This window comes from Luteitalea pratensis (assembly GCF_001618865.1).
Taxonomy (GTDB): domain Bacteria; phylum Acidobacteriota; class Vicinamibacteria; order Vicinamibacterales; family Vicinamibacteraceae; genus Luteitalea; species Luteitalea pratensis.
In genome coordinates, this window is the sequence record NZ_CP015136.1 from 2,409,893 (window position 1) to 2,423,479 (window position 13,587).

Genomic DNA, 13,587 nt, shown 5'->3' on the forward strand with positions numbered 1-13,587 from the left:
GTAGCCTACTTGACGGCGATATCGCCGCTCGCAGTGCTGAGGCGCAGCGTCGGGCCGCCGCCGCGGACGGCGCCCTGGGCGCGCCGGTGTCCGGGCTGCTTCTCGATGTTGAGGCCGGACGCCACGGCGAGGTCGCCCGAGGCCGTGCTCGCGTCCAGCGTGTAGCCCTGTTCGGCCGGCACGGCCACTTCGACGTCACCGGAAGCCGAGGACACCTTCCAGTCGCCGGTCGGCTTGCCCTCCACGCTGATGCTGCCGCTGCCGGTGCTGGCGCTCAACAGGCCGACGACGCCGGTCAGCCTGATGTCGCCGCTGCCCGTCGAGGCGCGGACGTCGCCGGAGCCCGAGAGCGCCGCCACGATGTCGCCGCTGCCGGTGCTGAAATTGGCCTTGTTCATCGCGTCCTTCAGGGCGATGTCGCCCGAGCCGGTGCGCACGTCCACCTCGCCGGAGATGCCGGCCACGCTCACGTCTCCCGAGCCACTGCTGGCCTTCACGGTCTTCACTCCCGTCACCACGACGTCGCCTGACCCGGTGCCGACGACCACGCCCGTGGCGGCGGGCACGCTGATCTCATAGGCGATCGACACGGCGTTGCGGGTCGTCTCGTCGCTGATGCGTCCGACCTTGACGGCGTCGCCGGTCTGCTCGATCGGCGGATTGGCGGCCACCTGCTTCGCGATCTCGGCGGCATTGGCCGGTGCGTTCGAGCCCTTGTTCACCGAGACCAGCCCCTTGACGACAATCGCTCCACCGGCGGCCGCGCGGACAGTGACATCACCGCTGCCGCTGGAGACGTCGAGCGTGGGAGCCGCGCCGACGTTCAGCGAGCGTTCGAACGGGACCGGCTGCGCCATGGCCAGGATCGGGGCGAGGGTCAACAGCGAGGCGGCGAGCGCGGGCGAAAAACGCAGGGACATCGGGGCTCCTTGGGAAGGACTCTGCGGCTTTGACGGCAGGGCCCGGTCCGGAGTTCACGGCAGTCCGGGCCTTGGGCCTTCGGCCGTCGGCCTTCGAAAGGGAGGCAAGGAGTTTGAGACCTGAGACTTGAGACTTGAGACGCGAGGCATCAGGCATCAGGCATCAGGCATGAGGCATCAGGCATCAGATAATGCGGCGTGACTGAAGCCCCACGCGGCCACGCCGGCCTGATCCTGCTCCTCGGCAGCCTGACGGCGATCGCGCCGATGTCCATCGACATGTACCTGCCGGCATTTCCAGCGTTGCAGGCCACCTTCGCCACCGACGCCGCCGCGGTGCAGCGGACGCTCTCGGTGTTCTTCATCGGGCTCGCCCTCGGACAACTCTTCTACGGGCCGCTGTCGGACCGCTATGGGCGTCGGCGCCCCCTGCTGGTCGGGCTGGCGCTCTACACCGTCGCCTCGGCCGGCTGTGCGCTGGCCGGTTCGATTCCTCAACTGATGTGCTGGCGCGGGCTGCAGGCGCTCGGCGGTTGTGCCGGGGTGGTCATGGCGCGTGCCGTGGTCCGCGACGTGTTCGGGCCGCGCGAGGCGGCTCGCGTCCTGTCGTCGCTGATGCTCGTCATGGGTGTCGCCCCCATCCTGGCGCCGATGGTCGGCGGATGGGTGCTCGCGCACGCCGGGTGGCGGGCGCTGTTCGGCATCCTGGTCGCGTTCGGGGCGGCGACGTGGGTCGCCGTGGCGCGAGGCCTGCCCGACACCCCGCCAGCGGCCCGGGCGACGACACTCACGGTGGCCAGCGTGGCTGCGGCCTTCGGGAGGGTCGCGAGGCACGCGAGGTTCCGGCGCTTCGCAGGCGCCGGGGCGCTGGCCCAGTGCGTGCTGTTTGCCTACATCGCCGGTGCGCCGTTCCTCTACATGCAGGTCCTCGGGCTGTCGCCGACGGGGTTTGCCGCCATGTTCGGCCTCAATTCGCTGGGGCTGATCGCGGCGTCGCAGATCAACCGCGGCCTGCTGACTCGTGAGACGGCCCGCGACGTGCTCTCGCGAGCGCTGGTCCTGCAGATCCTTGCGGCGGCGTTGTTCGTAGTCCTGGCGAGGGCGGTGACCCCCGGCCTGTTCCGCCTCGCGGGCCCCGTGTGGCTGGTCGTGCTCCTGCTCGGGTTCGTCCTGCCCAACACCACCGCGCTGGCGTTGGCGCCGTTCGATCGCGACGCGGGCACCGCGTCGGCGTTGCTCGGGTCGCTGCAGTACGGTACGTCCGGGCTGGCCACCCTCGTGGTGTCGGCGGCGTTTGACGGCACGCTCAGGCCGATGGCTGTGGCGATTCTGCTCTTCGTGGGTGGGGCGTGGGTGCTGGCGACCCGCCGGATCCCCGCGCAGCCGGACCTTTAGGCGGGCGTCCGCGGCACCCGGCCGGGCCACGAAGTTTTCACAATTTGGCCGAAGATTTAACGTTGGCGGCACACGCGGTCTGTTAACCTCGACGGTCGGATGATCCTCGAACCCACGCAACCATCACGCCGTGCCTTGCTGCTCGGACTCCTGACTTCCGTGACCGCGGCCGCCTGTGGTGGCAGCAGCGACACGGCGCCGACACCCGTCAACGAAACCTGGGTGGCCAACGTGCCGTTCTCCACCACGGATTTGACGGTCGGAACTGGCGACGAAGTTGTCAACGGCCTGGTTCTCAGCGTTGACTACGTCGGCTGGCTTTACAGCACCGCGACGTCGGACAACAAGGGCAACCCGTTTGATACGTCGTGTCCGAGCACGTGCAGCCCCTTGCAATTCACTGTGGGGGCAGGCCGGTTGATCAAGGGGTTCGAGCAGGGTGTCGTGGGTATGAAGATAGGGGGGATCCGGCGCGTGACGATCCCTCCCGATCTGGCATACGGCGCGACGGGTTCCAGTCCTGCAATTCCGCCCAATGCGACGCTCATTTTCGAGATCCGCGCCAATGGCGTCGTGGTTACTGCGGCCTAGGCGGACAGGCGGAGCCCATGAGCCCCGCTACTTGGTTATCGACGGCCGTTGAGCGGAAGCCCAAGTTCCAGCGCCGCGCGCGGCGCGACGGCCATCCGGCCCGTCCGGGCTACAATGACCGGAACTCCGTGCGTCGCGCCCTCACCCTGCTGTTCGTGGCCGTGGCCTCGCTGGCTGCCTCTGCGTCGTCTGGCCCTGCGCCTGCCGACCGGGAGCCCGATCGCGCCACGTTCGACGCCGTCGTCAAACCCTTCCTCGAAAAGAACTGCACCGACTGCCACAACAATCGCCGGCAGAAGGGCGGGATGAACTTCGAGCGTCTCGCCAGCGCCGACACGATTGGCGTGCACATCGACGACGTGGAGCACATGCTGCTCAAACTCCGGACCGGCGAGATGCCGCCGGAGGACGAGGAGCGGCCCGACCCGAAGGACGTCGAGGCGGTCACGCGCTGGATCGAGCAGGAATTCGACCGGCTCGAGCGCATCACGCCGCCCGACCCTGGCCGCATCACCGCCCGCCGTCTCAATCGGCCCGAATACAACAACACCGTCCGCGATCTCTTCGGCGTCGACGTGCGTCCCGCCGACGACTTCCCGCAAGACGATGCCGGTTATGGCTTCGACAACATCGCCGACGTCCTGTCGCTGTCGCCGGTGCTGCTCGAGAAGTACATGGTCGCCGCCGAGAAGGTCGTGCGGACGGCGATGTTCGGCTACGAAGTCGAGGCCCCGACGCTCGTCCGGCTGAAGGCCCCGACGGCGGCCGTGGCGCCCCTTCGCACACCGCCGGCCCAATACGACACCAGCGGGCTGAGCCTGCCCAACTCTGCGCACGCCAGTCACCGCGTCGCCGTTCCCGGCACCTACCTGATCCGCGTGTTCATGAACGGCAAGCGTCCCAACGGTTCGATGCCGGTGCGGATTGGCCTCTTCGTGGACGGCACGCAGGTCGCCGAGCAACTGCTCGACCCTGCCGCGCTGGCGTCGTTCGAAACCGACGAGCAGGACCTCGACAGCAAGACGATCGAGTTCAGGGTGCCGCTGAACGTCGGGGAGCGCTGGATCGCGGCGACGGTTATGAACCTCTACGAGGGGCTGCCGGTCCGCTTCAATGGTCCGAATCCATCGGCCCGGCCCGAGCAGTACCACGTCCCGACATTCACGCCGCCGCAGACCGATCCCACTCCGGAACGGATCGCGATGTTCCGGAAGCGGTTCGAGGAGCGTCAGGAGGCGCTGAAGAAGGCGCCCATCAACACGGCGCGAGTCGGACGACTCGAATTGGCGGGGCCGTTCGAGCCGGAGACGAAGCCCTCGCGCGAGAGCCTCGCCAAGGTGTATGCCTGCGGCCACGTTGGTAGGGACCGCTCTTTTGGTAGGGACCGCTCTCCGCTTGGCCCGCCGAAGCCGCACGGCGAAGGAGGCAGCGGTCCATCTGCGAGACCGCGCCGTGCGGACGCGAAGGGGTTGGCCGCCTCGGAGAAGCGTCCCTCCCAACACCAGTCCTGGTGCGCGCTCAAGAACATCTCCGCCGTCGCCCAGCGTGCCTTCCGTCGCCCCGTGGCGCGCGAGGAACTGGTCCCGTACGTCGCCGTGATGGCGCGGGCGCAGAAGGCGGGCGAGTCGTTCGACGAGGCACTCGCGATTGCGCTGCAGGCGCTGCTGGTCTCGCCCGACTTCCTGTTCCGCATCGAACAGGATCACGTCGCGACAGCGGCGGGGACACAGGCGGTGCCGGTGGGCGAGCACGAACTCGCGTCCCGCCTGTCGTACTTCCTCTGGTCCAGCATGCCCGACGCGGAGCTGCGGCGGCTCGCCGACCGCGGCATGCTGCGCAAGCCGGGGGTGCTCGAGGCGCAGGTTCGCCGCATGCTCGTCGATGCCAGGTCGTCGGCGCTGGTCGAGGAGTTCGGCGGCCAGTGGCTGCAGTTCCGTGCCCTCGAGTCGGTCGCCCCGGATCGCGAGAAGTTCCCGCGCTTCGACAATTACCTGCGCCTCTCGATGCGCAACGAGACGACGCTGTTCTTCGAGCACATCGTCCGTGAGGACCGGAGCATCCTCGAGTTCCTCGACGCCAAGTACACGTACCTCAACGAGCGGCTGGCGAACCACTACGGCGTGGAGGGCGTGGCCGGCCCGACGTTCCGTCGTGTGGACCTTACCGATGGCCAGCGTGGCGGGGTTCTCACACAGGCGAGCGTGCTGACGGTCTCGTCTTATGCGACGCGTACCTCGCCGGTGCTGCGTGGCCGGTGGGTACTCGACAACCTGCTGGATGCGCCACCACCCGATCCCCCGGCCGGCGTGCCCGCGCTCGACGAGAAAGCGATTGGTCAGACGGCGTCGCTCAGGCAGCAGATGGAAGCGCACCGCGCCGACCCGACGTGCGCGTCGTGTCACCGCCGCATGGACCCGCTCGGCTTCGGGCTCGAGAACTACGACGGCATTGGTGCCTGGCGCGCCATGGACGGCAAGTTCGCGATCGACCCGAAGGGCGAGTTGCCTGACGGCCGCACCTTCCATCAGCCATCGGAGTTGCGGACGATCCTGTTGCAGGATCGGCAGGATTTCTCACGCGCCCTCACGTCCAAGTTGATGATCTACGCGCTCGGCCGCGGGCTCGAGCGACACGACAAGCCGACCATTCGCGGCATCGTCAACAGGCTGCCGCAGCACGACTACGCGTTCTCCGGTCTGGTGCTGGAGATCGTGAAGAGTTTGCCGTTCCAGATGCGGCGGGCGGTTCCCGCTGGAGTGACCGCGCCATGATCATCACCGGCTCGCACCTGCCTCGTCGGACCTTCCTTCGCGGCCTCGGTACGGCCATCGCTCTGCCGATGCTCGACGCCATGACGCCGGCGCTCGCCAAGGCCGCGCCGGTGGGTCCCAAGCGCCTCGTCTTCACGTACGTCCCCAACGGCGTGTCGATGACCGGCTGGACGCCCGAGGGCACCGGGGCCGGTTTCCAACTGTCCACCGTGCTCAAGCCGCTGGCCCCGTACAAGAACGACATGCTCGTTCTGACCGGCCTGGCGCAGCAGAACGGCCTGGCGCTTGGCGACGGTCCTGGCGACCACGCGCGCGCCGCCGCGTCGTACCTCACTGGTGTGCACCCGAAGAAAACGGCGGGAGCCGACATCCAGAACGGCGTCTCGGCCGACCAGATCGTCGCGCAGCACATCGGCAAGGCGACACGGTTCGCGTCGATCGAGCTGGGCTGCGACGATTCGCGCACCGTCGGCAACTGCGACTCTGGCTACAGTTGCGCGTACACCAACAGCCTGGCCTGGCGCGGCGAGAACTCGCCGATGCCACCCGAGACCAACCCACGACTGGTCTTCGAGCGCCTGTTCGGCGCCGACGCGCACCTCGATCCGGCGACTCGCCAGCGGCGCATGATGCATCGCCGCAGCATCCTCGACGTGGTCGGCGCCCGCACGAAGGCACTGTCGAACAGCCTCGGCGCAAACGATCGCCGCAAGGTCGACGAGTACCTGCACGCGGTGCGTGAGATCGAACGGCAGATCGAGGTCGCCGAGAGCGACACGCGCGACCTGCGTCCTGGCATCGACAAGCCGAGCGGTATTCCGGTTGCCTTTGCCGATTACGCCAAGCTGATGTACGACCTGCAGGTCGTCGCGTTCCAGACCGATCTCACGCGCGTGGTGACGATGATGGTCGGACGCGAGGGATCGAACCGGACGTACCCGGAGATCGGCGTGCCCGATCCGCACCACCCGCTCACGCACCACCGCAACAACAAGGAGTGGATGGCGCGTGTCGAGCAGATCAACGTCTTCCACGCCGAACTGTTCGCGTACTTCATCGGCAAGATGAAGGCGACGCCGGACGGCGACAGCAACCTGCTGGCGAACTCGCTGGTGGTGTATGGCAGCGGCCTGAGCGACGGCAACCGGCACACGCACGAAGACCTGCCGGTCATGGTCGTCGGCCAGGGCGGCGGCCTGTTGCGCACGGGCCGGCACGTGGTCTACGAGAAGCAGACCCCGATGAACAACCTGTACCTGACGCTGCTGGACGGGATGGGTGTGCCCACCGAATCGCTCGGCGACAGCACGGGCAAGCTGGATTACCTCACCGACGTTTCGTAGCCTGCAGCCTACGGCCTTCCGGCTACAGGCCCGTTTCAGGGCTCAGGTCTCAAGTCCCAGGTAAGACCTAAGACCTAAGACCTAAGACCTGAAGCGCGGAGCACCTATCTACTTCGCCGCGAAGCAGTAGAACAGGCCCGCGCCGCCGGTACCCACGAGGTTGGCCTGGCTGCAGCCTTTCGACGGGTGTGCCGCGTTGAGCGAGGTTGGCGCCGTGCCGCCGCCGGTGCGGTCGAAGTGGCCGACCGTCGCGCTGCCGGCGCCGTCGGTGCTGGCCGCCCAGTTGCTGCAGGTGGCCATGTTGGCTTCACCCTCGGTCACCGTGCCGTCCTGCTTGCTGCCGGTCAGGATGTCGTGAGTGTTCGGCGTGTCGCCACGGCCGTTGACGACCATCCCCTTCTCGTTGAGCGCCGTCTGCTTGGTCCAGAGCGGCGCCTCGCCGTGCAGGTCCGCGAGGTCCTTCGCGACGACCTCGCCCTTGGCGTTGTACCAGGGCCCCTTGCCGATGCGGTCCTTGGCATTGATGGACGGCTTGCCGTCCATCGACGCCGCACTCAGGTACGCGCGCCATTGCTTGCCGCCCGCGCCCACGGCCTTCGCCAGCGCCTGGCAGTGCGCGTCGGCGCCGGCCAGGCCGCCGAGGTCGGCCCCCTTGCCCGAGCCGACGCTCGTGATGAAGAACGACATCTGCGGCGACGCCTGCGCGTGCACCAGGATCGAACCAGCAGTGGCGATGGCCGCCACGGTGAGAGTCGGAATCAGTCTTCGCATCTAGCGCTCCTTCTACCCCATCGATAACGCGGCAGGTGTTCGGCCTTGCGGCGTTGACCTTCGCCGTTCGACGTTCGGTTCAGCGTTCGGCATTCAACGTTCAGCGTTCGTCGACCTACCCCTTGTAGCTGATCTTCCAGATCGTGCCGTTGCCGTCCTCGACGACGAGCAGCGATCCGTCCTGCAACTGCGCCAGCCCGACGGGACGACCCCAGACTTCCGGCTTGTCCTCGCCGAGCATCCAGCCGGTCAGGAAATCCTCGTACGCGCCCGTCGGCTGCCCCTTGACGAACGGAATGTAGACGATCTTGTAGCCCGTGCGCTTGACGCGCTCGGACGAGCCCCGCAGGGCGGCGAACGCGCCGTTGCGATAGCTCTCCGGGAAGGCCTTGCCGGTGTAGAACGTGAGGGTCATGGCTGATGCGTGCGGCTCGAAGAGCAACTCCGGGACGACGGTCTTCTTGACGAGATCGGGCATCTTGCCAGCGTGCCGCGGATCCTCGTGCGCACCCAGGTACGCGTAGGGCCAGCCATAGAAGCGGCCGGGCACGACCTTGGCCATGTAATCGTTGACGAGGTCGTCACCGAGGCCGCCGCGCTCCTGCACCGTAATCCACGCTTCCTTGGTCGCCGGGTTGAAGGCGAGCCCTGGCGCGTTGCGGACGCCCGTGAGCACCGTGGTACGCCCGCTGCCATCGGCGTTGAACTTGAGGACGGTGGCGCGCAGCGGATCCGGGTCGATGGCGATGTTGTCAGACGACCCGACGGTGACGTAGAAGCTGCGGCCGTCAGGAGCGAATGCGATGGTGCGGGTCCAGTGGCCGGTCGGCCCGTTGGGCAGCGGCGTGACCGTGGTGGCGGCGGCGGTGGCCTTCTGGTCGCCGGCAGCATACGGATACTTCACGACCTGGTCGGTCGCGGCGACGTACACCGCGCCCTTCGTGAACGCGATGCCGAACGGCTGCTTCAGGCCGGTGGCGAACTCGCTGCGCTCGCTGTCCTCGATGGTGCCGTTCTTGTCCGCGTCACGCAGCACCCAGACGCTGCCTGGGCCGGAGTCGACGACGAAGATGTCGCCGTTGGGGGCCTGGGCGACGTTGCGGGGGCGCTTGAAGCCGCCGGAGGCGAACAGCGTGGCCGTGAACCCCGGCGGCAGCGACAGCGATGCGCCGTCGGGCCGGGGCACGAGCTTCGCAGGGTTCTGGTGGTGCTCCGATGGCGTGGCGAGCTCGGCCGCCGAGAACTTGTACGTCTTCGGCGCCGCAGGGCCTTGCGCGGTGAGGGCGACGGTGAGCGTCAGGCCGGCGACAGCCGTCGCGGCGAGACCCGTCAAGCGGGAGAGGGACATGGAACGTGCTCCGTGACTGTACCGGACGAGCCGATGGCCGGCCCGTTGATCGATGGTGACGCGCGCATCATACGTCACCGCGGATCGCTGATTGGGCACCGGGTACCGGGTGCCGGGTACCCGGTGCGAGAGTCGGGACTCCGCGCAGCGCCGTCTCGCCACCTTCGCCCGTTCACGACGGGGAATTCTCCGCCGATTCCTTACCATAGTGATGTCAGGCGAGTCCGCTCCCGCCGCCCAGCCCCCCGTACCACCCGGCGACGTGGTTACCTTGCTCCTGAAGGAGCAGATGGTGACTGACGCCCAGGTGCGCCACGCAGAGCGGGTGCAGGGCAAGCTCGAGACACCCCGCAGCCTCCTCACGGTCCTCCAGGACCTCCAGATCGTTTCGGCGGACCAGATCCGGCAGGCCGTCAGGGCCAACCCGCAGTCGATGCGGCTCGGCGACCTCCTGATCGACCTCGGCCACCTGCGCGAATCCGACCTGCGCGCGGCACTGGCGGCGCAGCAGGCCGCCGGCGGCAAGAAGCGCCTCGGCGAGATCCTCGTCGAGAGCCGGGTGATGTCGGAGCACCGGCTGACGGAGGTGCTCGCGGACCTCCTGGGACTGCCGCTGCTCGAACCCCGTGTCGCCGACATCGATCGGGTCCTGCTTGCGCGGATGAACCTGCGGCGGGCGCAGGAATGCGCACTGATCCCGGTGTCGCAGGCCGGTGGCCGCGTCACCGTGGCCTTTGCCGACCCGCTGGACGCGACCCACCGCATGGCCGCCGAGCAGATGTTCGGCGGAAACGTGGTTCCGGCGATCGCGCGGCGATCGCTCGTGGTCGAGGCACTTGCCGCATTCGAGCGCGGGTTACGCGCCAACGCGGTGCCGACCGAGCACACCGCGATGCAGATCGTCGTGGACCTCATTCGCGAGGCCCTCGAGACCGGCACGAGCGACATCCACATCGAGCCGCTGCAGGCGGGTCTCCGCGTGCGGTTCCGCCTCGACGGCGTCATGGTGGAGCACCGCACGATCGATCGCGACCTCGGCACCGCCGTCGTCAGCCGCATCAAGGTGCTCGCCGGAGCCGACATCGCGGAACGCCGGCGACACCAGGATGGCCGCATCAAGTTCGAGGATCCGGAGACCGGCGCCGTAGCCGATATCCGGGCTTCCTTCTACGTGACGATCCACGGCGAGAAGGTGGTGCTTCGGCTGCTGAACCGGAAGACCGAGTTGATCAGCATCCGCGACATCGGGATGGGGCCGCGCATGCTCGAACGCTTCGTCGCCGACGCGCTCGAAGTACCGACCGGCGTCGTGATCATCACGGGCCCGACCGGCTCGGGCAAGACGACGACGCTGTACAGCGCCGTCGATCACCTGAACACGCCCGACACCTCCATTGTCACGGCAGAAGATCCGGTCGAGTACGTCGTCGACGGCATCGCGCAGTGCTCGATCAACGCCAAGATCAATCGCACCTTCGAGGAGACGCTGCGCCACATCGTCCGGCAGGACCCGGACGTGATCGTGCTCGGGGAGATGCGCGATCGGTTCTCGGCCGACACCGCCATCCAGGCGGCCCTGACCGGACACAAGGTGCTGACGACGTTCCATACCGAGGACGCCATCGGCGGGCTGCTGCGCCTGCTGAACATGAACATCGAGGCGTTCCTGATCTCGTCGACGGTCGTGTCGGTGGTCGCGCAGCGACTGTTGCGACGCGTCTGCGCGCACTGCGCCGAGCCGTACACACCGACGGCCAGTGAGATCCGTCGCCTCGGCGTGTCGCCGCAGGACCTGGATGGCGCGACGTTCACTTTCGGCAGGGGCTGCAGCGCGTGCCGGTACACGGGCTATCGCGGGCGCATCTGCGTGTTCGAGCTGCTCGTCCTCAACGAACTCGTCAAGGACGCGATCCTGAACCGGCGCACGTCGTACGAGATCCGGCGCATCAGTGTCGAGACCTCGGGGCTGGTCGCGCTCGTCGAGGACGGCCTGTACAAGGCGTCGTACGGGATGACGACGATCCAGGAAGTGTTGCGGCACCTGCCGCGTGTGGTGAAGCCGCGGCCGGTCGAGGAGATCCGGCGGCTGCTCGGGAGCCTGTCGTGATGCATTCGCGGTCCCTGATCGATGTCCTCGGCGACGAACTCGCTCGAAACGACCTGCAGCTGCCCGTCTACCCCGCGATCGCGACGAGGATTCAAGCCCTCGCGGCCTCTGGAACCGGCACGTCCGATCAGTTCGAGATGCTGCTCGCGCACGACCCGGCGATTGCGTCCCAGGTGCTGCGCACGGCCAACTCGGCCTTTTACGCCGGCCTCAGTTCGGTGGCGACGATTCGGGCCGCGGTGATGCGGCTCGGCCTCGACCAGCTGGTGTCGCTGGCCGTGGCCTGCGCGCAGAAGGGCCAGTTCACGGGCCAGGATCCGCAGATCCAGCGGCTGATGTCGCAGCTGTGGCAGCACTCGGTGGCGGTCGCGTTCGGATCGCGCTGGCTGGCCGAGCGGTCGGGCTATCGCTCGCTGGCGGGCGAGTGCTTCATGGCCGGGCTCTTCCACGACATCGGCAAGCTCCTGATCCTGAAGGTGCTCGACGACCTGCGCCGCAGGGGCGAATGGACACTCGAGTTGCCACCGTCGCTCGTCCAGGAACTGCTGACCTCACTGCACGCCGAGCAAGGTGCCCGCCTCATCCAGCAATGGAATCTGTCGCCGCTCTACGCCGATGTGGCCCGGCGGCACGGAATGCCCTCCATCGGCGAGGCCAATCCGGTGCACCTCGTTGTCCGACTTGTGAACAACGCGTGTACGAAGCTCGGGATCAATCTGTACAGGCAGGACGGCATTGCGCTCACCGCATCGCTGGAGGCGGCGGCCCTCGGGCTGAAGGAAGTGGTCATCGCGGAACTCGAGATCATGCTCGAGGACGGGATGCAGACCCTCGCCGCCTGACCGGCACGCAGGGCGACACCTGTAGCGACATCGGGCGCGCCCCGTGGCGGGCCATCGCAAGAGGGCCAGCAGAGTCAGGCAGCGGCCCGCGGCATCCTCGTTGCACGTGGAGCCGTATGCAGCCCCCTTCGCCGAGACCGCCGGCGCCTGGCTTCAAGCTCGAGCAGAAGCCCCGACAGCACTCCACCTCCACGCATCACCCGCAGGAGCCCGCCGACACGGCCCTCGAGGGCGCGGCCGGCGCCGCGGCGCACCTTGTCGGCACGTGCGACGAGTGCCTGGTGAAGGCGTGGGCCGAACATCACGGCGCCGAGCCCGCGACCGGTGAGGCCACGGCGAGCGGACCGGCCACAGTGGTCGTCAACGATCAGGGCTCGGGGTTGCGCTTCAATTTCCCGGGCGCCTCGCGATTTCGCGCCGTGACATGGGAGGAGTGGCTGGCGCATCTCGCCGGCGCCAGGCTGGTGTTCGTGTTCGAGATCGCGCCGCCGGCCGGCACACAGGTCGGCGCCCGCTTCGGGGGGGCGTTCTACAGGGTGCTGTCGAGGCGCGACTGGGGCAACCGGCCGTTGGCGACGCTGGACGCCGGTGCCAGCGGCGCCGCTCAGGCCAGCGAATAGAGCCACGCGGCGACCCACACGGCCAGCGCCACGGGAATCGCCGCCGCGGCCAACAGCAGCAGGATGCAGCCCCACACGAACAGCGCGTCGAAGCGCGAGTGCGGCACGCCCGGCCGGGCGTGCCGATCCAGCAACCGCATGTTCCAGGTGTTGGCCTTCCAGAAGATGTCGGCGACGTTGCCGAGCCCCGGCACCAGGCCGAGCAGTGCATCGACCATCGCGTTGATCACCATCCGGGCCTGCACGATGGCCGGCACCCGCATCCGGTAGGCCTGGATCAGCAGCAGCGTCCCGAACAGTGGGCTGCTCAACTCGCCGATGCCGGGGATCAACCCGACGATGACGTCCCAACCGAAGCGGATGTTGGTGCCCGGAATGCGGAACGCCTGATCGAGCAGTTCGCTCCAGCGCCGCAGGCGCTCGAGGTGCGCATCGTCCATCTGCCGCGGCGGCGGGAGGGCCATGCCGCGAGTGTACGCGGCACGGCAAACGCCGGGCTGGCCGCCTCCGCCAAGGCTTCAGCGCCCAGGGGACAGCCCGGCGCGACCCTCGCGATCCGCGATTCCCGACTCCCGACTCCGGAATTCCCGATCGGGCCTCCCGTCGACCAAGGTCGACGGCTACGAAGAAAACGCCGAACGTCGAACGCCGAACGCTGTTCCCTGTCGACCAAGGTCGACAGCTACACCAGAGTTGAGTGTAGGCGTCGAGCTTGCTCGACGCTGTCGCCGCGCGCATCACCAGCGTGTCTATACTGGTGATGATGTCTGCCTGGGGTCGTGTCGGGGCGGGACTCGTGCTCCTCCTGACCATGCTCGTGTCGCCGATGGCACCGGTGCTTTGCGCGCTGTCGTGTCCTGATCTGGGCACCACGAGGCA

Annotated in this window: 11 protein-coding genes; 7 read left to right on the forward strand and 4 right to left on the reverse strand. The window is 68.0% G+C overall.

Annotation, left to right across the window (positions count from 1 at the left end):
- Positions 1-5 precede the first annotated feature (5 nt).
- Complete coding sequence (locus tag LuPra_RS09900; RefSeq protein WP_110170596.1) at positions 6-920, reverse strand: DUF4097 family beta strand repeat-containing protein; 915 nt, start codon at positions 918-920, stop codon at positions 6-8.
- A 198-nt stretch (positions 921-1,118) separates the two neighbouring features.
- On the opposite strand from LuPra_RS09900, the gene LuPra_RS09905 reads away from it, so the two are divergent.
- From LuPra_RS09905 to LuPra_RS09920, 4 genes are all read left to right on the forward strand, one after another.
- Positions 1,119-2,315 (forward strand): multidrug effflux MFS transporter, encoded by a 1,197-nt coding sequence (locus tag LuPra_RS09905; protein WP_110170597.1) that lies wholly within the window; start codon positions 1,119-1,121, stop codon positions 2,313-2,315.
- A gap of 99 nt (positions 2,316-2,414) precedes the next feature.
- Positions 2,415-2,906 carry an FKBP-type peptidyl-prolyl cis-trans isomerase gene (locus LuPra_RS09910; RefSeq protein WP_110170598.1) on the forward strand — a complete coding sequence of 164 codons (492 nt, stop codon included), beginning with the start codon at positions 2,415-2,417 and terminating at the stop codon, positions 2,904-2,906.
- 17 nt (positions 2,907-2,923) lie between these two features.
- Positions 2,924-5,677 carry a DUF1592 domain-containing protein gene (locus LuPra_RS09915; RefSeq protein ID WP_110170599.1) on the forward strand — a complete coding sequence of 918 codons (2,754 nt, stop codon included), beginning with the start codon at positions 2,924-2,926 and terminating at the stop codon, positions 5,675-5,677.
- Complete coding sequence (locus tag LuPra_RS09920; RefSeq protein WP_110170600.1) at positions 5,674-7,020, forward strand: DUF1552 domain-containing protein; 1,347 nt, start codon at positions 5,674-5,676, stop codon at positions 7,018-7,020. Before LuPra_RS09915 ends, LuPra_RS09920 begins: the two co-directional genes overlap by 4 nt.
- A 108-nt stretch (positions 7,021-7,128) precedes the next feature.
- Here the strand turns inward: LuPra_RS09920 and LuPra_RS09925 are convergent, their stop codons facing one another.
- Together LuPra_RS09925 and LuPra_RS09930 are read right to left on the reverse strand one after the other, a co-directional pair.
- Entirely contained in the window at positions 7,129-7,791 is a 663-nt protein-coding gene (locus LuPra_RS09925; protein WP_110170601.1) for a lectin, read from the reverse strand.
- 115 nt (positions 7,792-7,906) lie between these two features.
- Positions 7,907-9,139 carry a PQQ-dependent sugar dehydrogenase gene (locus LuPra_RS09930; RefSeq protein WP_157898960.1) on the reverse strand — a complete coding sequence of 411 codons (1,233 nt, stop codon included), beginning with the start codon at positions 9,137-9,139 and terminating at the stop codon, positions 7,907-7,909.
- Positions 9,140-9,401: 262 nt separating this feature from the next.
- Between LuPra_RS09930 and LuPra_RS09935 the strand changes: the two genes are divergently transcribed.
- The 3 genes from LuPra_RS09935 (at position 9,402) to LuPra_RS09945 (ending at position 12,708) form a co-directional block, all read left to right on the forward strand.
- Positions 9,402-11,246, forward strand: a complete 1,845-nt coding sequence (locus tag LuPra_RS09935; protein WP_234800809.1) for a GspE/PulE family protein — start codon at positions 9,402-9,404, stop codon at positions 11,244-11,246.
- On the forward strand, positions 11,246-12,088 hold the full coding sequence (locus LuPra_RS09940) for an HDOD domain-containing protein (RefSeq protein ID WP_110170603.1): 843 nt from the start codon (positions 11,246-11,248) through the stop codon (positions 12,086-12,088). Before LuPra_RS09935 ends, LuPra_RS09940 begins: the two co-directional genes overlap by 1 nt.
- Before the next feature lie 116 nt (positions 12,089-12,204).
- The gene (locus tag LuPra_RS09945) at positions 12,205-12,708 is read left to right on the forward strand and encodes a hypothetical protein (protein WP_110170604.1); all 504 of its coding nucleotides are present in this window, start codon (positions 12,205-12,207) and stop codon (positions 12,706-12,708) included.
- On the opposite strand, the gene LuPra_RS09950 is transcribed toward LuPra_RS09945, so the two are convergent.
- Complete coding sequence (locus LuPra_RS09950; protein ID WP_110170605.1) at positions 12,693-13,172, reverse strand: DUF4112 domain-containing protein; 480 nt, start codon at positions 13,170-13,172, stop codon at positions 12,693-12,695. The two genes, LuPra_RS09945 and LuPra_RS09950, sit on opposite strands and share 16 nt — an antisense overlap.
- Positions 13,173-13,587: the final 415 nt, after the last annotated feature.

Coding starts and splice junctions, on each gene's coding strand:
- LuPra_RS09900 (WP_110170596.1), bottom strand. CDS start 920: ATGTCCCTGCGTTTTTCGCCCGCGCTCGCCGCCTCGCTGTTGACCCTC.
- LuPra_RS09910 (WP_110170598.1), top strand. CDS start 2,415: ATGATCCTCGAACCCACGCAACCATCACGCCGTGCCTTGCTGCTCGGA.
- LuPra_RS09915 (WP_110170599.1), top strand. CDS start 2,924: ATGAGCCCCGCTACTTGGTTATCGACGGCCGTTGAGCGGAAGCCCAAG.
- LuPra_RS09920 (WP_110170600.1), top strand. CDS start 5,674: ATGATCATCACCGGCTCGCACCTGCCTCGTCGGACCTTCCTTCGCGGC.
- LuPra_RS09925 (WP_110170601.1), bottom strand. CDS start 7,791: ATGCGAAGACTGATTCCGACTCTCACCGTGGCGGCCATCGCCACTGCT.
- LuPra_RS09930 (WP_157898960.1), bottom strand. CDS start 9,139: ATGTCCCTCTCCCGCTTGACGGGTCTCGCCGCGACGGCTGTCGCCGGC.
- LuPra_RS09940 (WP_110170603.1), top strand. CDS start 11,246: ATGCATTCGCGGTCCCTGATCGATGTCCTCGGCGACGAACTCGCTCGA.
- LuPra_RS09945 (WP_110170604.1), top strand. CDS start 12,205: ATGCAGCCCCCTTCGCCGAGACCGCCGGCGCCTGGCTTCAAGCTCGAG.
- LuPra_RS09950 (WP_110170605.1), bottom strand. CDS start 13,172: ATGGCCCTCCCGCCGCCGCGGCAGATGGACGATGCGCACCTCGAGCGC.